Consider the following 21,763-nt stretch of genomic DNA (forward strand, 5'->3'; position numbering starts at 1 on the left):
GGTTCGAGTCCCGTCCATTCCGCAGAAAACAATGTCAAAATTGACTAAAAGCCTGTAAATCATCGATTTGCAGGCTTTTTTGTTTGCCAAATAATACCAAAATATGCATGTTTTAGCATAAAAAAGGTGAGCAATTCGGTGAACATATTAAAGCTGAAATCTTATAGGCAATTTCTGAGATTGATTTATTCATTTTGGCCATAAGTTCAATCGCGGTTATTATCTGAACTGTTTTTACATCCTGAGAAACGCGCGTAATGATTTTTATTATATGCTGGAGATCATCGATGCTCTGGGAGAAGCTTTTCCGGAAATACCTGGAAAGCGCTTATATGGTCAATTTAGATATTTTTCAGCGTGAGGTGACTAAAGATGCTGAGGAGCAGTACCGGGCCTTGCTGGAACAGACCTCGATATCATGCTGTATTTACCCAATAAAGTATTGGCGTCCTATTTAAATAGGACGCCTGAAACCCTCAGTCGGGTAAAGAAAAAGTAAAGGCAAGAACAAATCTGCTTGCTACTTAAATCAATTGTTGATTTACGGCAAAGGCTTTGATTGATCAAAAGGCACAATTTTTTTACGCATACTACCTTTATCGCGAAAAATGGCGTGAGATGTCTTGCGTCAACGCTGTGAAATTGTTACCGGTTTCCCGGTCGTCATATTAGATCTTGAGCGCGGTCAGGCGGTCATCGATTAAGCGGATATAAGAGCGGCCTGGATATGATCGCCAGAACCAACCACTGTTATCTATTAGCAATTTAATAACATTGACTATTTTATATTATAAAAATCTGTTCTAATTTGCACCAATAGATTTTCAACTATTTGCACAGTCGGCTTATCTTGCAAAGTAGACTTTTCATAAGCCACTTTTATATACTGCATTTTTTCTTCAACCATTCGCATCAGGTCATCAAAGTTAAATTCACCATTACGGATCTTTAAGAGGAAGTCACGATCATTACGTTTAACGATCACCTGCTGGTATAGCGCAATTTCTTCTGCCATGTTTAAAAGCCGGAAAGTGTGCATCATATTCTTAGCATCATAGCTTTTGCCATGTGATAATGTGCTCTGATACCGTTGTTCATTCCGCTTTTCCTCCCATTCCTGGTATTCTTTATATTCTCGGCAGTAGATAGAATAACTATCCTTGTTGAAGTTCATTACAGCTATATTCTCTAAATCTTTCGGGACAGAACTTAATGACACGTCGTCAGCGTCGGGACCAGATGATATTCCTTTAAATCGCCCCTCGGTTAACTGTTTTTGATGATATATTAAATACACGTTCCTGAAATGATCCAGATTCATTAAGCCACATTCTTCCTGATTAAAGTTATTTTCCTTTAACCATTCCTTTAGTGATACACTGCCATTGTTATAGATCACAAAGCAAAAATCCAACACCGATTTGCGTTCGGCATCTAACGGCTTGTTGATCTTCTTGTGTACCGCTTTCGCGGTATTCAACCGTGCGAAGTATCACCCGCCTACGACATCTTTCATTATGTTTTTCAAAAAGGGCTAAAAGCAACCGGTGAATTTTATGATTAGACCACTGCAATTAATTGCAGGCAGAACTCGATCTGCATCTTTCCCCTGTAAGAGGAGTATCATACCGAGGCATCACCAGTTTACGGCACCCTTTAAGGTTTAGGTAAATATCAAAAGAAGAGCTACAATCAACCAGCGTTGGTTTTGCGTTGGAATCGAAGTAACGCTGATCTACGGCGTCTTCTTTATTTCTTAAGGATCATTTACAATATTTAATTAAAAAAGGGTAAAAAGCAACAAGTGTAATGCACCTTGAGGTGCTCCTGCTCTACCAAACTGAGCTACAACGGCATTCGTATAAACGAGATGCCGAAGGCCGGATTTGAACCGGCGACCTGGACGTTAACAGCGAAGTAACACTCATTTACGACACCTTTTTTATTTTCAATTTCTTTAAAAAGAAGGGCAACAGGTAATAAGTCGTTTTTCTCTGTGCTCTACCAACTGAGCTACCTTTTCAGGATCGGACTCGAACCTCCAGCATAACTTGCGTCACACTGCCCTCCCCCTTCATGTGCGAAGTAACCCGTTTCTACGGCATCCTTATTTTAATTTCTTTTAAAAGCATGGGGCATTAGCTTCCCCATGCTTATTTACAGTTCTATATTATTGATAGCATCCAGGGCAGAGCCTCCGGTTTCTAAGGCTGCTAACACCTCAAAAACTTTATCGCTCCAGCCTGCTATCAGGTACACATCATTGCGCAATGTTTGCAACGGCGCTTGTCCGTAACCTTTCAGGTCAAATAGGTACAGTTTTGCCTTGGGCGATACTTGTGCCTTGTAGCGTAACCATAAGGTTTGAATATGGTCGGTAGTGTTATTACTGTTCCATAACTGGGCGTCGGTGAATAGAAACACCTTGTCCATCTGCGCCCTTCGTTGCAATATATCATTGATAACCAGGTAGCCATTGGTGCTATAACCAACCTCGCCCTCGCGGCGATAAAACTCCTGTACATTACCCAATATATTATTGCGTGGCACAACTATGGTTTTCCAGGTATCACCAAACATACCCACCTCCACGTTTTTGCAACGGCTTTGCAACAGCATGGCCAGCATTAAGCCCACATCATACAACAATATTTTGCTCTTGGCCGATACCGGTGTCTGCATTGATCCCGAAACGTCGCAAGCTAACAGCACACGGGTTTCATGATCAAAACCTTTTATGTTTGCAGCGCTGGCCTGTACTGCCTGCTCCAAAGCATTAAGCAATTCGCCGGTGTAACCTTTGTTTTGGCCTTTCATCAGGGCAGTCAGTTTTTCTAACACGCCTTGCGAAGGTGCTTTGGTAAGCATCGGGTTGATCAGCTCGCGATAAGCAGCCAAATAACGAAACGGGAACTGTTTTGCCTTAGCAACCTCATCAGCGTTGGCTAATCGTGCGCACACCTTTTCAAAATGCGCATAGCTCACGCCTGCTTCCTGAATATTACGCAGATTACGTAGCAAAGCCATGTAACCCAGTTTGCCGCTATCTATCAGTTCTTCCCATTTTGCCCTGAACGCTACAGCCTTGGCCTCTTCGCTATCAAAATTTAGCTGACCCAGGGCCGATAGTTCAGTTTCCCAGGTGTAAGGCGTTTGCAGATCGTTATTCGCTATTTTGTTGAACAACACCTGCTGCAAGTCGTCCTTAGCCTTGGGGTGAACCAAAAACAAGGCATCGCGCAGTTTAATAGCGCCATCGCGGTTATATTTACCAAACTGGTATTCGTCGAACCTGTTAAACGCGGTGCTCAAGCCTTTCTGCAATTGCTTGCTCAGGCGGTTCAGCTTTTTAGTTCCTTTACGCTCGTTCAGCAACTCATAGCAGGCCAATAACTCAGTGATCTCATCAGCACGGCCTATCACGCCATCGGTAACCCGACAAACCAGATCATCGCCCGAGTGCAGCTTAGCCAATTCGGTCACCAGTACCAGCGGTACCGAACGCATGTACATTTTAGTACGGGCATAAATAGCCAGCTTACCCACAAATACAGGGTTGCACGCGCTTATCAATTTTTGCAGGCGCGCTAAACGCTCCTGATCTTTTTCGTAAAAGGAATCGTTTATGCTCCTGGTAACCACGGCGCTGTATAGTTCCATTTCTGGCGACAGCGTAAACGCTTTGGCACCCGCGTGGTTGATAGTCTGGCCCCGATAGTTATTAGGATTAAATTTGCTTAACAGGTTGAATTTCATTTTGAACCTCCTTTTTTGTTTTGTTGATACAAAGATTGGGAGGCTCTGCGCAGTGTATCTGCGCAGATAAAATTATTTGAAATATTTTAAGATATTTATAAAATGGATGGCATTACTCCTGAAAAAGCCAATTATATTATAACACACTATTCAGGTATGCTTACCGAGCAAGAATTGGAGGCATTAAAACATCTCCGTCATTCTTTAAAGCTCCGTGAATTGCCTGACAGCGGGTTACGCACAAATATATATTTACGTCAGCGATGGCTAAGCAATAATCCGGAAATATTAAAACAACTTGATGGTGGATATGTGCAATTTACATTAAATTGCGCCAAGCGTATATTGAATAAAAATTTCGAGAAAATATATTTCAATTTATGCCCAGTGTGCAGGAAGCTGGCGAGAACGCCGAATGCAAAGCAATGCAAATATTGCGGACACGACTGGCATTGAATTTGAATCAAATTATTTACCAATTAAACCTTGCAACATTGGGATTGCTTAGCAATTTATTTAGAGTCAAGCCGGAAGCAAAGAAACGCTTTCCGCCGGTACCGCAATGGCAACCAAACACACCAATAGATCTTGATAGGATTCTTGAAGCAGCGAAGTATTACACTGGCTACAAATTGCAGTTGGGTGTATTTAAATATGGGACCGTAACTTTTTTCTCTGCACCTATAGATAACATTGAATCGGAATCAAAAATCTGCCTTAATAAAATCTATAATTTCCATCCCGATTTTAAGCCAATTACATTGGATGATGGGAATTACCTGATTGACTATAGTCAACCAGCGTTTACAATTGTGTTTAATGATGAGCTGGACAAACATTGGAACTACATTGAGAAAAACCATCAACGAGGCGTTTGTACCGACGAGGTTTTAATTGATGGACAAGGGCAACATAATGTATTTGACAGAATTGGAAAGATTTGCCTTTTTGCCCGGGCAAAAATGTTCATGGATGCACAGGAACCGGAAATTGTTAAAACATTTGATCCACTAATTGATTAATATCAAATCAAAAATATTTTACAGAAATTTCTTTGTTTGTAAAAAATAATGCTTATCATTGCATCATGAAAACAACAACAATACAATGCTCTATACCCCAACTGATTTATCAGAGAGGATAGGCTATGTATTGACTTAAAATATAACAAGATACTTGAATCCTCTTAGAAAAATCTAAGGGGATTTTTTGTTTTGGGGAGTTTTTTCAGGGTAGTATATCAATTGGTCAGATTACCTGCTTTGGGAGCAGGAGGCTCCCGGTTCGAGTCCGGGTTACCCTACGTTATTTATTAAGGAAATATAGCTTAATGGTTAGAGCAACACCCTTATACGGTGCCGGTTACAGGTTCAAGTCCTGTTATTTCCACAACTGGTCGATTGCCTGAGTTTGGTAATAGGAGTTCCACTTATGAGTGGAATAGTCATGAGTTCGAGTCTCGTATCGGCCAGTTTTATTTTCCTATGGTGCAACGGTAGCACGTCAGATTCTGGCTCTGAAAACCGTGGTTCGAATCCATGTAGGAAAACTTGATTTTATTATTGCTTTTTTGCTTTGATTCGGTTGTGAATTGGGTAGGGGATAAGTATGCCTAAAATAAAGAAATTTCTTTATTTTAGGCGCTTTGCTTTTAAGAGATACCACAAGCGGGACGCTTGCGGTAGCGGGGGGCGAAAGAATATAGAAAAATGAAAAAAATGGTGCTATTATAATATTTGCTACTATGTGTCTAAAGACGCTTAATACTCGTTCAGTTTCAAAGCCGATAACAGCCCAAAGTGTTAAAATCAAAAATATAGTGATAAGTACTGGCTTCATGTTATTTTATTTATAGCTTGATAAGGTTAATTAATCCGTTTTTTTCTGTTTATGATTCGTGGTAGTTTTTAATTTACAAGAACAAATTCAGTATCTGTCACTTGCGATAACCAGACATCCCTCCTTTGCTTTGAAGTTTAATATTATAGACCTTGGAATGTACAGGGAAAACTAAACTTGTAATATAGGCGGTATGTAAGTGAGTATTCACCCCATTAACCTAAACCAATCTTTAACGGTTAGTTCAAGCCGTACAACCTCATCCTCTGCTAATGGGCAACAATGAGCAATAGGACCTCTTAACTGATTTAGATTATTCATTATGCGCTGAAAAGCACGTTGCCCTCTGCTAAATAAATCGTCAAAAGCTTCCCAGTTCTTCGTTACTATTTGCGTTAATTCTCCAAACGTTGTATAGTCAATTTTCACCTCAGATCTTATTGTAAATCCAGAATCTTCTTCACGATGAATGTTTTTTTCTACGTTTTTTCTCGTTTCATCATCTACCTTTTCCTCCCACCAACTTTCACCGTATTTTTCTTGCATTAAAAGCATTACCTGTCGGCGAATGGACTTTTCTAAACAATAGAAAACCTCATAATGCTCTGACATAACTTTCGCTTCTTTTCGAAAATCTAAATCGAATTGTAGGTAAAAATCTTTCTTTTTTATTTCAGCTTTTTCAACTCTTCCAAGATTCAGCTCTAAATCATTTTCTACAGAATCAAGTTTATTCTCAGTAAGAGAATTTGCCAAACAAAAAAGTTTAATCTTAGATATTGTGTCGTTTTCAGTCATTTAAAAGATTTTCTTTAAGGGATTTAAAAATGGCGTTGTAAATAGCGGGATCATCGGTTTTTGGCAGAACTAAATTTATAGTATAATTAAGGCCGAGATTAAGTTTGTTTTTAGATTCCCGTCTGTCATTACTTTCAGACTTTGTTGATGAGATTTCTTTTTCACTTTCTTGTGTAGCTTCCTTTTTCGAGTTAAGCTTACCAGCGAAGTCTGCTAATGGTTTTGCATTAAAAAAAGTAGCGACTATTTTTTCCACTTTTGCAGAATCATGAGCTTCACCAGTCGCTTCCATAACAAGACCTTTAAAATCCTTCCTATCCAACTCATGACAATACTCATTGCGAGAATATAGTTCAGCATATGCGGTTCTTAAAGCTACCGCTAAACTAACTGCAGAGGTCGAGGGATTTCTAAACTGTTTATAAAGCGATGTGGGTGTGCCGTCAGAGTTTAATAGCCCTGCTTTTTTAGCCCAAGGAATAAAAGGTTGATAATTCCCGCCTTTAAAACCAAGTTTAGTTCTTAAAAACTCTTGGCTAAATGATTCGGGGGTTTGAGCTTCTTTAATTTTCTCTAAGATTTTTGTAATTGAACCAGCCGTTGTTATGTAAGGTATCTCTGCCATATGATAAGTTTATAGGTTAAAATTATTTAAATATATACATTCTAATATTAATAAAAGTCTATATTTTTCTCTGGTTAAAAGCCTTAATTGCTTAATAGTCAAACTATTTTCTTTTATTCTCACAATCCTAATCTCAACAGTAATTCGCCTTAAGAATACAAATTATCTGATCATCAAGCATTCATTAATTTCATGTTATTCACTCAAAAGTGAACAACATGAACAACCTCAATCCTCCGGCTTCTCCTTCGCATCTGCCATCCTTACAATTCGTGGTTCAAACTTGGCCAATACCTCTACCAGATTGTTTTGCGCAGCCATTACCGTGTGGATGTCTTTGTAAGCCATTGGGGCTTCGTCCACGTCGCTACCCATCAGGGTGATGCGTTTATCAATCAGGTTAGCGGCTATGGTAGCTTTGTCCAACGTTTTAAAGGCCGCGCTACGGCTCATGGCCCTACCTGCACCATGACTGGCCGAGTTGATGCTTGCCGCATCGCCCTTACCACGTACCAGGAAGCCAGGCGTACTCATACTACCGGGAATAATACCCAACACACCTTCGCCGGCCGGGGTAGCACCTTTACGGTGTACCATTACCTCGGTGCCATCGGCCAGTTGCTCTTTCCAGGCAAAGTTGTGGTGGTTTTCTATCATGCTGATGGGTTTAATACCAAGGGCACGGGCAATTTTGTTGTGGATCTCATGGTGGTTGGCGCTGGCATATTCGCCGGCAAGGTTCATGGCAATCCAGTACTCCTGTCCTTCGTCCTTATCCAGATCTAACCAGGCCAAATGTTTGGCTTCGGCAGGAAGCTTGGTTTTGGTCATAGCTATTTTACTGTAATGGTCGGCCACAGCACCTCCAAAACCACGTGAACCAGAATGTGAAAGCAAAGCCAAATATTTACCGGGAGGAATATCGTTTAAAGCACATTCCGTTAAGGTCAATTCGCCCCATTCCACAAAGTGGTTGCCGGTACCACTAGTACCTAATTGGGCATAAGCCTTATCTTTCAATGAGCGGATTATCTTGGTTTCGCCCCAGATCTTGCTATCAAATAACGAGCTATCAAAGTATGATCTGGTAGTACAACCCATCCCAAAATAGGTATTATCCACCAGTATATTTTTCAGTTTATCGGTTTCGGTATCAATGGATTCGGAGGGTATATCAAAAATACTTAAGCACATACGGCAGGCAATATCAACCCCAACAGCAAACGGAATAATGGTATTTGCCGTGGTAGCCAGCACGCCGCCAATAGGCAGGCCATACCCCTGGTGCGCATCGGGCATTAAAGCTCCGGCAACAGCTATAGGTAATTGCACTGCGGTACGCATCTGTGCTAAAGCACCCACCTCAATGTTCTCCAATCCCCACACCGGGAAGTCTGCTATTTCTTCTTTAAGCTTAAAATTGCTGCGTTCCTGCTTTATAAATTTGCCTTCTTTACGTAATGCAATTACATCTTTGGCCAGGTTTTTAAACTTGCCTCCCTTTTTTAAGGCGTAAGGCATCGGGTCGTCAATTAATGCTTCCAAATTGGCCAGTATCTCGGCTTTCCCTATAACGTTGTGCTTGAGCAAACCATTAGCCACCCGGCTAAAGTTTACCAATACATCCACATCATTAATACCCAGGGCTTTCAATTCATTATTGCCTATTTTTTCCTTTTCCATATCTATTGTGATCAATGAATTTACAATTAAATTCTCCGGGCCAAAACCCCTCTCTCCGGATCAAGAGAGGGGGCGTTTGTGAACAGGTTTAGCCTTTCGACAGTACAAAGAGAAATATCAAGTGCGCAGCGTATTTGCGCAGTTAAAAAATATTTTATAAATTCATCAAAAAATAATTCCGAGATCGAACTTTCGAAATCCGAGATCATAAAAACCTATGCCTGTTAACCGTAATGCCCTTATCCGCTACCGCACCATTGACCAGTGCCTGCAAAACCGCTTTAAGAAATGGACACTTGACGACTTAATAGACGCCTGCGGCGAAGCCCTGTATGAGTACCAGGGAATTAATACCGGCGTAAGCCGTCGTACCGTACAGGCCGACATGGAGATGATGCGCAGCAATAAGCTGGGCTACGAAGCGCCCATTATAGTGGTTGATAAAAAATATTATACCTATAGTGATAAAAATTACAGCATTACCAATAGCCCGCTAAATCAGCAGGATATGCAGGTGTTGACTGAGGTTTCCGGTTTGTTAAAGCAGTTTAAAGGTTTTAACCACTTTGCCGACCTTAATGAGATGGTGAGCAAGCTGGAGGATAAAATATATACTCAAAAAACACAAAGTACTCCGGTAATCGACTTTGAGAAAAACGATAACCTGAAAGGCCTGGAATGGATAGAGGTGATCCGTAAAGCAATCGTGGCTCAAAAAACAATTTGCATTACCTATCAATCATTCAAAGCCAGGGAAGCCAATACTTTTTGCTTCAGCGGGTATCTGCTGAAGGAATATCGAAACCGCTGGTTTGTTTTGGGTATGCCACATAAAAGGAATGACCAAATTTTAACGCTGGCTTTAGATAGGATACAAACCGTACAACAGGATGAAGAGCTGTACCGGGAAAACACCGTGCTTGATCTGGCAACTTACTATAATGATTGCATAGGCGTTACCAAGAGCCCTGGTCAGCGCGATAGCGAGGTGGTTTTCTGGATAGATGCCGCCAATGCTCCTTACGTAATTACCAAGCCCTTGCACCACACCCAAAAGCTGTTAAGTGAAGATGAGTTGGGGAAAACATTCAGTATGCGGGTGATATTAAACTTTGAATTGGAACGCGAGCTATTAGGCTTCGGTGCTAAAATGAGGGTACTGGGGCCAAGGGCGCTGGTAAAGCAAATAAAAGAACAATTGGCTAAAACTTTGAGAAATTACGAGAGCAACAATACGATGCCGGCCACAGCTACACTAACTTTACATGAAACAATGAAAGAAAAAGACATAATAAGCATAAGTAAATTTTTAAGCCTGATACTTCGTCACCAACCCGAACTAATTGGTATTGAATTAGATGATCATGGCTGGGTAAATGTAGATGAATTATTAAAGCAGGCCAATGCTCATGGCCATAGTTTAAATTTGGAGCTATTAAATCATGTAGTTGCAATCAATAGTAAAAAGCGCTTTGCCTTTGATGAAAGCAGACAAAAGATCCGTGCAAGTCAGGGGCATTCCGTTGATGTTGAATTAGGTTATCAGGTTCAAAGGCCACCAGAAATACTTTATCATGGAACGGGCGAAAAATCAGTGTACGCCATTCAGGAAAATGGACTGGAAAAACGGAGCCGACAGCACGTACACCTAAGCCAGGATATAGATACCGCAATACAAGTTGGCAGCAGACATGGCAAACCAGCTGTATTTGAGGTGTATGCCACCGAGATGTATAACAATGGCCATGTATTTTATTTATCAGAAAACAAAGTTTGGCTTACGGACAATGTACCAGCCCGCTTTTTGAAATTGATGGAATAAATAAAAGCTTCAATTATGCAAAAAAACGGGATATGTCTGGTAAACGTCAAGGCTTGAAACAATTTATGATGTTCATACGGTATGATGTATATGACAATCTGATATAATATTTTATATTTGCACTCAATTCCTGATTTGTTAACCTTTTAAATATCAAGGAATCATGACAGAGTCACTTTACATATCGCCCCTTTCGCTCATTGCCTAAACAGGCAGGCAAAATCTGTATCTTATTAAAATAATTTTGACGGTTGCATAGGTAACCTGTCCATTGTTTTGCTTGCCTCAATTTATTGGATCACTGAGCACTCTTAAAGAGGCTATATCCTTACTTAAGGACGAACAGAAACCAACAATCAAATTCAAAAAAATTAAATAATAAGGTGTGATAACGCACCTGAATGGCTGTGCTGTATCAAATTGATACGGCCCGGAATAAAAACATAACCCACATGGGCAATTTAAAAACAAAAGATTTAAGTAAAATAGGCTATCACAATGACCAGCTACGAAGCCTGGTAATTAGTATAGCCTCTAAAAACTTTAAACACCACAGTAAACAGCAATTGCTGGACTTGTTGGTGAATATTAAGAACGATCCGGACGCCTACCTTGATGATGAGCTAACGGCCCGGATAGCCGAAAAACTGATCGGCAAAACAGCGGCTCCATTGTTTAAAACATTTGAGTTACGGAATGAGCCGGTATATTGTAAAACCTACGGCGGGAAGGGTATAGAATCATCGGCTAAAAAACAAATGGAACTGGCTAATCTGCTTCCTGTAAGTATACAGGGGGCCCTAATGCCCGATGCGCACATGGGTTTTGGCCTGCCTATTGGCGGTGTACTGGCTACGGATAACGCGGTGATTCCTTATGCGGTTGGTATGGATATTGGCTGCCGCATGGCGTTGTCTGTTATTGATGAAAGCGATGGCTTCCTGAAACGCTTTGAATATCAAATTAAGCAAGCCTTAAAAAATCATACCCATTTTGGTATGGAAGGCGGGTTGGAAACGCGGCAGGAACACGAGGTGTTGGATAGCCCGGTATTTAACAACATCCAATTCCTGAAACCGCTGCGTAGTAAAGCGGTAAGGCAATTAGGCACATCGGGCAATGGTAATCACTTTGTGGAGTTTGGCGAGATTGAACTTTTAGCCGGTAACACATTAGGCTTACCAGCCAAAAAGTATACGGCTTTATTAACACACTCGGGCAGCCGTGGTTTAGGCTCGGCCATTGCAAGGCATTATACACAAATAGCCATGAATACCTGCAAACTGCCGCGCCATGCCCAGCAACTGGCTTGGTTGGATATGAATACCGAAGCAGGGCAGGAGTACTGGTTAACCATGACTTTGGCCGGCGATTATGCCAAAGCCTGTCACGAGCGCATTCATGCTAATCTGTTAAAAGCCTTAGGTTTAAAGGCTTTACACGTGGTAGAAAATCATCACAACTTTGCCTGGAAAGATCAACTGGCTGATGGCCGTGAAACGATCATTCATCGTAAGGGAGCAACACCGGCACACAACGGCGAACTGGGTATTATCCCCGGCAGCATGACCACTCCTGCATATTTGGTATCGGGTAAAGGCTCTCATAGCGCTTTATATTCTGCATCGCACGGAGCCGGCCGGGCCATGAGCCGGCAAAAGGCAAAGGATAGCATGACGGTTTCGGCCATGAAAAAACTGCTGGTCAATGCAGGGGTTACCCTCATAGGTGGCACGGTTGAAGAAAACCCAACTGCTTATAAGGATATTGAAAAGGTTATTGCCGCGCAGAGTGATCTGGTAGATATCCAGGGTAAATTTTTTCCACGTATTATCAGAATGAATAAGGAGTAGCGGTATGAAAAAGATGATGATACAAATTACGTCGGGTAAGGGCCCGGCAGAATGCTGCCGGGTGGTTGCCTGTGTGCAAAGCCTGATGATAAAGCAAGCCAAACAACAGGATATACAAATAGAGGTACTGGAAAATAAAGCCGGCGAACTAAACGGCACATTGCTTTCTGCTACCATGATGGCTGCCGGTAATAACGTGAATACGTTTGTAAAAGAGTGGGCAGGGACCATACAATGGATAGCGCAAAGTCCCTATCGTAAATATCACAAACGTAAAAACTGGTTTGTGGGCGTTGTCGCTTTTAATGTGAAGGAACTTATGGAGTGGAATCCTAAAGATGTAAAGCTGGAGACCTGCCGTTCATCAGGCCCGGGCGGGCAAAACGTAAACAAGGTAGAAACCGCCGTCCGGGGAACGCACCTGCCATCAGGATTGCAGGTTATGGCTATGGATACCCGCTCGCAACTGGAGAACAAGAAACTTTGTTTGGCCCGGTTAGAAGCAAAAATACTGATTTGGCAAACAGAACAACTTATAGAACAACGGCAGAGGCAATGGCTGGAGCATAACGGGTTGGAAAGGGGCAATCCCGTTAAAACTATTAAAGCCCAATTGTTTTAGTTACCCTGATAATTCATCCCATTGCGGTTATTTATATTCGCGATGGGATAATTATTTATTTTCATTAATAGATTATAAATCAGCTTCTAATTGATTCATGAACCCAAGCCGAGATTGTAGTTTTAGTCTGCGCAATTTTGTATTCTGATAACCTATTTCATTATTAGCATGTTACCGGTCTTGATTTACAGGGGATTTTCACAAAATCTATTGACGGTAATAGAAATGTCGATTTGAAATAGTTTACATTATTATTTTTGGCAGTTACATCGCCGGTGCTCCTGTTTTTAGGATGTTTTAAGTTCCGTCTCCTATTATTGAAATCAGCAATAGCTCGCTCTCAAACCTGTTAAGGTTTAGATATTTTTTTAACACGCGCGATGCGATAAGTATTTTATGGATAACTAACATAGTAGCATAGCTCTACACAACCGTGTTAATCAAAAATTCAAACCTAAGACCGCGCCAAAAAAAACTGGAATAATCCACTGAAAATGAAGGCTGTGCCTAAGGTATAACCACTAAAAGGTTTTCAGTTTTAAGAGATATCAGTTGAGCGAGCGCGCCATAAATGAATAAAGATAAAAAACACCGATGCTGCCAAATGATAAGTAAGCGTCGGCGATTGTTTTTGATTTAGATCAATAATTACCGTAATTGACCACGATACTTTTGTTAATAGGCCTTTTGACAGTGTTAATTTTTTTGAGGAAAATGATTTGCTGCATGATGAGGCTTGTGTACGCAAAGCTGAACTGTCAGGTGCCGGTAAAAATGGAAAGTTATGAACCATGATCTGAGCTTGCAGAGCGGGATTGTCAGGCCATCGGGGACGAAAACATTATTCCGTCGATCAGTGAAAATAGAAGACTTTTCGATCCGGGACCAAGTCAAAAAAAGCTTGATGCAGATGTTAATAAAGGCCTCTCCTTGTCCTGGGTAAAAATTTGGTAAAGGAGTCCTCCTTAGGATTAGCTTTTTGCCTGACCCTAAATCAATTCTTGTAGTTTTTGTGACTATGATTAGATTAAAGACATTTTTCATATTAATAATAACTTTTGGTGTTTTTCAAAAGGTAATAGCTCAGCGACCTGTTGAAATTGGAAAGAACGATCCTGAGCATATTTTTACTTACGATGAATTAAGTTTGCTGGAAGATAGTTCAGGGAGGATGACGTTTGATATGGTCCGGCAAAAAGACAAGGCCGGCTCATTCAAGGCAAACACGATTTATTATCCTAAAAATATTAAACACCATTCGGCTTATTGGTATAAAGTAAAAATTAATTTTTCGTCAGAGATCACCAGTAAACAAAGCCTTTTTGAGTTTTATGATCAAACAACGGGCGATATCATTGCTTTTTTGCCGGATGCCAAAGGTAATTATGAGCAGGTGAACAGGGGCGCAGATAAGGAATTTACCAAAAGGTTATATCATCATAAAAATTTAGAGTTTCTGATACCCGAACATCCTAAGGGAACTTATATATATTATTTCCGGATCAAATCGGCAGGAGAGGTCAATGTGATTATTGTATATCGTACGGTTGAGCGGTTCATCAACTACGCGCTTGCAGAATATATAACCTACGGATTTTTTTACGGAATGATCCTGGTATTTAGTCTGCATAATCTCTTGATGTTTTTCGCGACAGGTCTTAAGCAATACCTCTTTTATGTACTGTATATGTTAAGTGTAGGCATTTATGAAATGAGTGTTGATGGTATTGCTTTTCAGTTTATCTGGCCAGGAGCTCCGGTCTGGAACCAATATGCTTATGGCATAGCATTGTATGGCGTGAGCATTTTTGCACTTTTGTTTACGAGGACGCTTCTTCACCTAAAGCAGTATAACCTCAGGCTTTACAGGTTCATTAATATAACTATCATTATAAGAACTGTATATTTTATTTTTTGCTTCACTTTTAAACGGGAATGGTTCGTTTACAAATTTTGGGAATTTATTCCTTTATCAATTGCATTTCTGGCGGGTATCATGGTTTGGATGCAGGGTTTTAAACCTGCGCGTTTTTTTGTAATTGGATATACTTTTTTATTTGCCGGTGCCATCATGAAACTCATTACAGTACTTGGGTTTGCTACTCAACTGCCTGGGGCCGTTGGGCATTACAGTATGACGATGGGGTTTGTGCTCGAAATGACTTTATTATCTTTTTCTATAGGGGATCAGGTCCGCCTCTTTAGAACTGAAAAAGATACCGCCTCGAAATGGGCACTCCATCAAATGAACTTAAATATGGAATTACAGGGATCCATTAACCAGCGGTTGGAAGATCAGGTAGCCGAACGTACCCGCGAACTTGTTGCCCAAGCCAGACACATTGAGGAGCAGGCCAATGAAATAGCACGAATGAACCTGCTACTGGAGAACGATAATGTTCAATTAAAAACCGATATCGAAAAAATGACTGAAGCGCGAATGGAAGCTACTGATCTTAGTTTTGAGGAATTTAGTCAAAAATATCCCGATCGCGAACATTGTTACCAACTGCTTGCCGATCTGAAATGGAAGAATGGATTTGAGTGCAAGCGGTGTGCCTACACCCATTACAGTGAAGGGCGCCGACCGTTTAGCCGCAGGTGCAATAAATGTGCTTATGAAGAATCACCTATGCAGGATACGATATTTGAAAATAACCGGATACCGATCAATAAAGCGTTTTATATCGTTTACATTCTTTTTGCAACAAAAGGCAAAATATCATCTTATAAGATAGCCGAGCAACTTGATATTCGTCAGGGTACCTGTTGGACTTATGCCATCAGGATTAATGCAATCATAGAACAGCAAAAGCCGGCGCTCGGGCGTAATAAAAACTCCCGGTGGATTGATCTGATCCTGAAAGCAGGAAACTGAAAATAGGTTTCTTGTTATTAAAAATCTTTCAGTAGCTGATCCTCGTGCCAATCATTAAACTTTTCATATTACTGGCAACTCCGTTAAAGCGTGTAAGCTGCGAGTTTCCCGAATCCAGAAAAAGTTGGTCAGTTCCGTTGCCGGTTTCGGCATGCGTATATGTTCCTTGAATAAATATAGAAACTGGATTGCTAAGCTGGTAGCGAAAGGTTATCGCTGGTTCCAAGATGTATCCATCAGCCTTTTGTTTAAAACTTACAGGATGTTTAAACGCGTAGATCAGGTTCCAGTCGGCTAATGCTTGGTAGGTGGCTTGCGTATAACGTGTTGCAATATTTACGGTTAAACGCCGTAATAGTTGATATTCAGCAGAAATACCAGCTGCGGGTCCCCGCCATTGAGTGTTGTAAGTAGACCGAAGATTTTTTTGTCCGGGAACATCTTCAGCATGGTTCAACAGTAATAAAGCCTGGGTTAAACCGGAATAACCGGCTGTAAATGTTACCCATATTTTGTTGTTTTCAATTATGCGATAACCTGCAAATACAGCATATTTTTTCGAATTTCCTTCATCTGCATCCAGATCTGCCTGGTATGAAGGCAAACGCCGGTTGTCTTCACCATAGTCTGTATCATTAGCCTGGCCAGACTTAACATAGCCTTTGGCATACTCCCCCTGTATAAATAGCTTATCGTAAATATTTGCCTGCACCCCGAGATGCAGCAATGGCCCGCTAACAGACCTCCATTTAACCTCCGACAGAATATTGGGAGACGTACCATTTTGATTGCCTGCGATAGACCAGTTCAGATCTGAAGACTGGTATCCGCCGCTTGCATATGCTTCCAATAACGGATAGTGTCCCTGGCCAAAAACACTAAGGGCAAACAGAGAAAAGAAAGGCAATAACCAGTATTTTTTCATAAGATTAAAAATCACCTGTCGGCGTGATGCCAGACAGGTGATTATAAAGATGGGGTTTTACTGCTATTGATTAATTCCGAATGCTTCCCAGCCAGATATGGTGGCACGGTTACAGGTCATGGGCTGTGTACCATTTTCTGAGGAAATATATTTCCCGTTATTTCCTTTAAAAGAAATTTTACCATCAGCATTTACCACCCAGTCAAATTTTTCCCAGTCGCTTACGGTCGTGCGGTTACAGGTGATTGCTTGTGTCCCGTTTTCAGATGAAACGTATTTACCTTGTGACTGAAGAGCGACCTTGCCCGCACCCGCGTCAACTACGGTGAATGTTTCCCAGGCAGAAGCGGTTGGGCGATTACAGTTCATGGCCTGGGTGCCGTTTTCACTGCTCACATACATATTGTTGATACCCTTAATGGTAACGTTCTGGCCGATAGGTGCAGTTGTTGACGAACCTGTACTGCCTGTCCATTTAAAAGTTGCTGAAGTGCCTGCCGCTATAGAATAAGTGAAAGACTGGCTACCCCATTTTACTTTAAAGGATGTGTTTGAACCGCTGTTATTATAAGCTAACAGTACTTTGCTCCCATCACTGTTTTTAAAGGCAACGGTCTGGATATTTCCCGAATTGTCTGAACCGATACGTACAGCATCAGGCTGAACACATTTAGATACCTGGGCAATGATGTAATAACCAACATTTCTGGTAACTGTACTGCCTTGTATGGTGATAGCACCCAACGATGTTGTGCTTCCTCCTGCTGTATGCGGGCCCGGTTGGCTGTTGCCGTCGGTGGCTAAGTTCCATTCCATTGCAGTTCTTGACCAGTTGCTAAGGGCACCAAGCACTACGTTTTGCGTATGCCAGGAGAAGTCGCCGCTTGGACTTCCGCCCACGCCTGTAAACTGTTCTGTGAAATACACATTTTTATTAGTTGCATTTTTTACTACAGACATGGCAGAGATATTTCCTGCATACAAATGGAACGCTGTTCCGTCTACATAAGTACTGTTATTGGCTACGTAAATTGGATAGTCGGTACTATCGCAGTTATGGTCAAAGGCAATGATTTTACAGTTGAATCCGGCACCGCGTAATTTCGGGCCTATATAGCTGTTGATCAATCCTAATTCGTTATCTTTAGTAAGCCTCATGCTCGGTTCGTTATAAGGGTTCTGGGGCTCATTCTGCGGTGTGATCGCCCAAATGTTGATACCCTGTGCTTTCATCGCGTTCATGTAATCCAGGAAATATTGACCATAGCTATCATAGTTTTCTGCTTTAAGAGAACCGCCTATAAAAGAGCCGTTGTCTTTCATCCATCTTGGAGCAGTCCAGGGCGTGGCCAGCACTTTAATATTCGGGTTAATGGCCAGGATTTTTTTCAGGATCGGGATAGTATAAGTCATATCCGGTCCGGAAAGGTCAAAAGACGCGCCATCGCGATAGGTATAAGAATACTCGCTCATATCGGTTGCGCCAATCCCGATCCGAACGATAGAAAGGCCAATACCGCCGGTGGTGAAAAGTTCATTCAACAGGGAACTTTGCGCTGCTGATGACATGCCGCTGATCAATTTCGCACTGCCTTCGGTTAAGGTGTAGCCAAAACCGTCAATGGATTGGTAGGGTGTGCCTTCATTAATATTTATAGTGGTTGAAGCCGTCCCGGCATCCGGCGCAAAGTTGACATTTCCCTGCTGCTGCATTTGTGTACCACTTGTTGTCCATACGCTTACCGATTCATTGGCTCGTGCTGTTGTTGTGCCCGTATTCTTCAGATTAGCAGAAGGGCCGTCAAGGTTCTTTTTGCAAGAATAAAGTACGGCACTTAGCATAAAAAGTGCTGTACAGAAAAAATAGATTTTTCTCATAGTTAATAATTGTTTGTGGATTATAATTGATTTTAAAGGTTGTTTAACGTCTGTATTTTTAATCATAGGCACCTTTCCCTTTTGTTTACAATGAATGTTATCCATCTGACAGTTCCTGAAGAGGCCGGCAAATATCATGGCAACACGCCTTGACTTATTTTTTTCAAAATACGGTAAGGTCTGGTACAGTTCAGTTTAATTGTTAAGGTTGTTATTGGCTTAAACCGGGACGGAACCATGTTCGTTTTTCGGCTTTTGTAAAGCAAATTTATTGAAATAAAATCCTTATAAACAAGAGTTTTATTGTTGTAAATATCTGATATACAGTAAATAGTATTTTATTTAATACGAATTGAAAGCATGTGGCTTTGACGAATGCTACTTGAAAATCAACACTTTAAAAGGTATAAAAGCAGAACTGTTTTTTTGACTGATAATACACTTAAGTACAAGTTATTTTTTCTGAAAAATCATTGATAAAAGACAGATTCCGACATGCTTGTGACTGTTTATTTCCTGATTTTTAAATTATCGAGTATAAGTTTGACGGCTTATCAATCTTCTATCAACTTGCAGATACAGCTTCTGCCGTATTGATATTTCAGGATGTTGTGTTATTTCGTATAACGAAATATATATGCCTTTTGCCAAATGATGACCTATGTCAAAAAAATATTTTGACATAGGTCATCATTTGCTTTTAATATAGGTAGCAATTTTGTGTTGTGCCTTAGCACGAAAACGGAGCTACAAAATTGTCAACAGAAAAATTAGTACCTGCAGATATATTGATTAGGACATCCCGGTTTCGTCATCAAATTCAGGAAAGCTTTAATTGCTGGTGATGGACAGTTGTTCTTATTAGCGATATAGAAGTTGATTAATTATTAAACACAACCTTATGAAAGCCATGTTAAAGTATACTATCAGATTATTGATTCTTTTTTTGTTGTTGAATTTTTCGAAGGGATATGCTCAGGACCCTAAACTGCCAGCCACTAACTTAGGAATGATCAATATGCAGGATGGAAACCCGGCGCCCGGAAGTGGTTGGATATTTCGTGAGTTTGTACAATCCTATCAGTCGGGAAGTACCAGGGATGGGCTTGGGAAACCAATGCCGGCTCCAACTATAAGCTCTTTACTATCGATATCACAGCTCATCTATCAAAGTGACGTTAAAATAGCGGATGGCTATCTTGGGTATACATTTTTGGTGCCGTTGGTCAAAATTTCGGCCGCGAACAGCTCAGGAGAGATTCCTGCCGTTAATCCAGGATATGTTGGGGACATGACGGCAGGTGTATCTGTTCAATGGTATAATAAAAAGTTGTTTGGTTTAAGGTTCTCACATCGTCTTGAAGCAGACCTCGGGTTGCCAACAGGCGATTATAATACGCGGTATGCCATTAATCCTTCGTCGCATTTATATAACACCACCCTTCACTATACTTTTACAATGTTTCTTACAGATAAATTTGCGATCAGCATGCGGCATCATTTAACCTATAATTTCAACGAAATAGGTACCAGTATTAAGCCCGGTATGTTTTATAATTTTAATTATTCATTAGAATATCCAATTTCAGAAAGAGTGAGGGCCGAAATTGCAGGTTATTATTTAACGCAGATTAACCAGGATACCTATAGTGGTAACAGCAATTATTATCAACATACATTTGGTATAGCAGATACAAGAGAGCGAATATTTGCAATTGGACCAGGCATGAGCTACCAATCTCCTTCTGGTTTATTTATGGAGCTTAAAGGACTCCAGGAAACCGCTGCTAAAAATCGTACACAAGGTTTTCGCCTGGCATTAGGCTTGGCATATTTGCTGGATAAACATTAAATAGTAAATAGGTTCTTTGTTAGCGCAAAAAGCATTTTAAAAATACCAGAGCTATTATTGATTTTCAGATAAGAAATGAGGAACACTACTTCCTGAAGATATAAATCTATTTATCAATTATACTGTCTGCTATAGCTTAGTTAAATATCTTTCAGGTTGCCCGTAAACGGATGCCAACAGTAATTTAATATTAGCCTTTTCTACAGAAGCAATACCCATTGTGTGTCATATTTTATTAGTATTTACCCTAAATATGTGCCGTTTATTTCATGAATTACTACTAATTCTGTTCCATGTTTTAAATTAATATCAATAGAAAAGTAGAAAATTGGCGCACGGTAAACTTTACCCTTACCAACTAACATATGCAAAAAATTAAAATTTTATTCAACGACACAACTCATTGATTTAACGCACATGAAACACTATGATCAAGCATGCCCGGAATCTCCAGTCAGTATAACTATGAATTCTGCTTCAGTAATTTACTTTTAGCGACTGATCTCATCACGTCGAACATAGCGCCAATGGTAGCAGCAACTTCCTTGCGATAACTTCTTTTCATGAGCAGCTTTTCACAAAGACTTTCATCCCAGGGCTTGATAAAATGATTTAAATAATATTCATCCTTGGGGTTTACTAAAATGTCTATTTTTTCTTTCCATTCGTAATTTACAGTGATTATTGACGCATGGGTTCGCTCTAAAATTTTAAAGCCTATTGAAGTTTTCGGTAAATAATACAGAAATGCTTCACCAAAATCCATCCACGGTTTAAAACCTAATAGTGTCTTATCATACAACACCAGTTTGTTGTCAATATCCTGAATAAGCCACTTGTGCGATGCTTTGGGTGCCATATATTCACCCAAAAGGGAAGGGGTTTCCATGTATCCGCATTTGGCTACCCTTGCCTGCTCTTTAACAAACTGGATGGGGTCATCAACGTGTTCTAATACGTGCCTACAAATTACATAATCAAACTCATGATCTTTAAAGGGCAAGTTTTCACCATCCGCCTGGAAAAATTTTTGATTTTTTAAAACTTTTAAATCTCCCGATCTGTGCGTGTTATCTTCAACGTATTTATCAACAACAACATGGGCTCTTTTGTCTGGGTGATTACCACCGCCTACTTCTAAAACATTATAACCCTTTTTTATCAGGAGGTCATCCATTGTTTTAGGTGTTCTTATCTTCATATATTTTATAAAATTTTCAGGAGACGTAAAT

At 40.6% G+C, this 21,763-nt stretch carries 15 protein-coding genes, 3 tRNA genes and 1 pseudogene; 10 read left to right on the top strand and 9 right to left on the bottom strand.

Features of this window, described 5'->3' with window-relative positions; genetic code table 11:
* The first annotated feature begins 257 nt into the window (after positions 1 to 257).
* The gene (locus AAGC65_RS01885) at positions 258 to 458 is read left to right on the top strand and encodes a hypothetical protein (protein WP_343110707.1); all 201 of its coding nucleotides are present in this window, start codon (positions 258 to 260) and stop codon (positions 456 to 458) included.
* A gap of 320 nt (positions 459 to 778) precedes the next feature.
* Here AAGC65_RS01885 and AAGC65_RS01890 read toward each other — a convergent pair whose 3' ends face one another.
* Together AAGC65_RS01890 and AAGC65_RS01895 are read right to left on the bottom strand one after the other, a co-directional pair.
* The gene (locus AAGC65_RS01890) at positions 779 to 1,480 is read right to left on the bottom strand and encodes a hypothetical protein (protein WP_343110708.1); all 702 of its coding nucleotides are present in this window, start codon (positions 1,478 to 1,480) and stop codon (positions 779 to 781) included.
* A 677-nt stretch (positions 1,481 to 2,157) separates the two neighbouring features.
* A complete protein-coding gene (locus AAGC65_RS01895) occupies positions 2,158 to 3,756 on the bottom strand; it encodes a TROVE domain-containing protein (RefSeq protein ID WP_343110709.1) in 1,599 nt (532 codons plus the stop codon).
* A 380-nt stretch (positions 3,757 to 4,136) separates the two neighbouring features.
* Between AAGC65_RS01895 and AAGC65_RS01900 the strand changes: the two genes are divergently transcribed.
* The 4 genes from AAGC65_RS01900 (at position 4,137) to AAGC65_RS01915 (ending at position 5,227) form a co-directional block, all read left to right on the top strand.
* On the top strand, positions 4,137 to 4,778 hold the full coding sequence (locus AAGC65_RS01900) for a hypothetical protein (RefSeq protein ID WP_343110710.1): 642 nt from the start codon (positions 4,137 to 4,139) through the stop codon (positions 4,776 to 4,778).
* A 207-nt stretch (positions 4,779 to 4,985) separates the two neighbouring features.
* Positions 4,986 to 5,059 (top strand) — tRNA-Pro (locus AAGC65_RS01905).
* A gap of 13 nt (positions 5,060 to 5,072) precedes the next feature.
* Positions 5,073 to 5,145 (top strand) — tRNA-Ile (locus AAGC65_RS01910).
* Positions 5,146 to 5,150: 5 nt separating this feature from the next.
* Positions 5,151 to 5,227 (top strand) — tRNA-OTHER (locus tag AAGC65_RS01915).
* Between the two features lie 575 nt (positions 5,228 to 5,802).
* Here the strand turns inward: AAGC65_RS01915 and AAGC65_RS01920 are convergent.
* The 3 genes from AAGC65_RS01920 to AAGC65_RS01930 all read right to left on the bottom strand — a co-directional run bounded on the left by AAGC65_RS01920 (position 5,803) and on the right by AAGC65_RS01930 (position 8,701).
* Positions 5,803 to 6,393: a Swt1 family HEPN domain-containing protein gene (locus tag AAGC65_RS01920; protein ID WP_343110711.1), complete on the bottom strand. Its 591-nt coding sequence runs from the start codon at positions 6,391 to 6,393 to the stop codon at positions 5,803 to 5,805.
* A complete protein-coding gene (locus AAGC65_RS01925) occupies positions 6,386 to 7,018 on the bottom strand; it encodes a DUF5343 domain-containing protein (RefSeq protein ID WP_343110712.1) in 633 nt (210 codons plus the stop codon). The genes AAGC65_RS01920 and AAGC65_RS01925 overlap by 8 nt, the downstream gene beginning before the upstream one ends.
* A gap of 228 nt (positions 7,019 to 7,246) precedes the next feature.
* A complete protein-coding gene (locus AAGC65_RS01930) occupies positions 7,247 to 8,701 on the bottom strand; it encodes an RtcB family protein (protein WP_343110713.1) in 1,455 nt (484 codons plus the stop codon).
* A 217-nt stretch (positions 8,702 to 8,918) separates the two neighbouring features.
* Between AAGC65_RS01930 and AAGC65_RS01935 the strand changes: the two genes are divergently transcribed.
* The 3 genes from AAGC65_RS01935 to prfH all read left to right on the top strand — a co-directional run bounded on the left by AAGC65_RS01935 (position 8,919) and on the right by prfH (position 12,998).
* Positions 8,919 to 10,523: an RNA 2'-phosphotransferase gene (locus AAGC65_RS01935; RefSeq protein ID WP_343110714.1), complete on the top strand. Its 1,605-nt coding sequence runs from the start codon at positions 8,919 to 8,921 to the stop codon at positions 10,521 to 10,523.
* 452 nt (positions 10,524 to 10,975) lie between these two features.
* A complete protein-coding gene (locus AAGC65_RS01940) occupies positions 10,976 to 12,376 on the top strand; it encodes an RtcB family protein (protein WP_343110715.1) in 1,401 nt (466 codons plus the stop codon).
* Positions 12,377 to 12,380: 4 nt separating this feature from the next.
* Positions 12,381 to 12,998, top strand: coding sequence for a peptide chain release factor H (prfH, locus tag AAGC65_RS01945; RefSeq protein ID WP_343110716.1), 618 nt, complete (start codon positions 12,381 to 12,383; stop codon positions 12,996 to 12,998).
* Positions 12,999 to 13,361: 363 nt separating this feature from the next.
* Here prfH and AAGC65_RS26155 read toward each other — a convergent pair.
* Positions 13,362 to 13,621, bottom strand: a pseudogene (locus AAGC65_RS26155) (hypothetical protein); the annotation flags it as partial.
* 395 nt (positions 13,622 to 14,016) lie between these two features.
* Between AAGC65_RS26155 and AAGC65_RS01950 the strand changes: the two are divergent.
* Positions 14,017 to 15,876 carry a 7TM diverse intracellular signaling domain-containing protein gene (locus AAGC65_RS01950; protein WP_343110717.1) on the top strand — a complete coding sequence of 620 codons (1,860 nt, stop codon included), beginning with the start codon at positions 14,017 to 14,019 and terminating at the stop codon, positions 15,874 to 15,876.
* A 28-nt stretch (positions 15,877 to 15,904) separates the two neighbouring features.
* Here the strand turns inward: AAGC65_RS01950 and AAGC65_RS01955 are convergent, their stop codons facing one another.
* Both AAGC65_RS01955 and AAGC65_RS01960 read right to left on the bottom strand, forming a co-directional pair.
* Positions 15,905 to 16,801 carry a hypothetical protein gene (locus tag AAGC65_RS01955; RefSeq protein WP_343110718.1) on the bottom strand — a complete coding sequence of 299 codons (897 nt, stop codon included), beginning with the start codon at positions 16,799 to 16,801 and terminating at the stop codon, positions 15,905 to 15,907.
* A gap of 63 nt (positions 16,802 to 16,864) precedes the next feature.
* Entirely contained in the window at positions 16,865 to 18,679 is a 1,815-nt protein-coding gene (locus AAGC65_RS01960) for a glycoside hydrolase family 30 beta sandwich domain-containing protein (protein WP_343110719.1), read from the bottom strand.
* 901 nt (positions 18,680 to 19,580) lie between these two features.
* Between AAGC65_RS01960 and AAGC65_RS01965 the strand changes: the two genes are divergently transcribed.
* Entirely contained in the window at positions 19,581 to 20,531 is a 951-nt protein-coding gene (locus tag AAGC65_RS01965; protein ID WP_343110720.1) for a transporter, read from the top strand.
* A 463-nt stretch (positions 20,532 to 20,994) separates the two neighbouring features.
* Here the strand turns inward: AAGC65_RS01965 and AAGC65_RS01970 are convergent, their stop codons facing one another.
* A complete protein-coding gene (locus tag AAGC65_RS01970; protein WP_343110721.1) occupies positions 20,995 to 21,732 on the bottom strand; it encodes a class I SAM-dependent methyltransferase in 738 nt (245 codons plus the stop codon).
* Between the last annotated feature and the right edge of the window lie 31 nt (positions 21,733 to 21,763).

It is taken from the genome of Mucilaginibacter sp. (genome assembly GCF_039207105.1).
In the GTDB taxonomy this organism is placed as follows: domain Bacteria; phylum Bacteroidota; class Bacteroidia; order Sphingobacteriales; family Sphingobacteriaceae; genus Mucilaginibacter.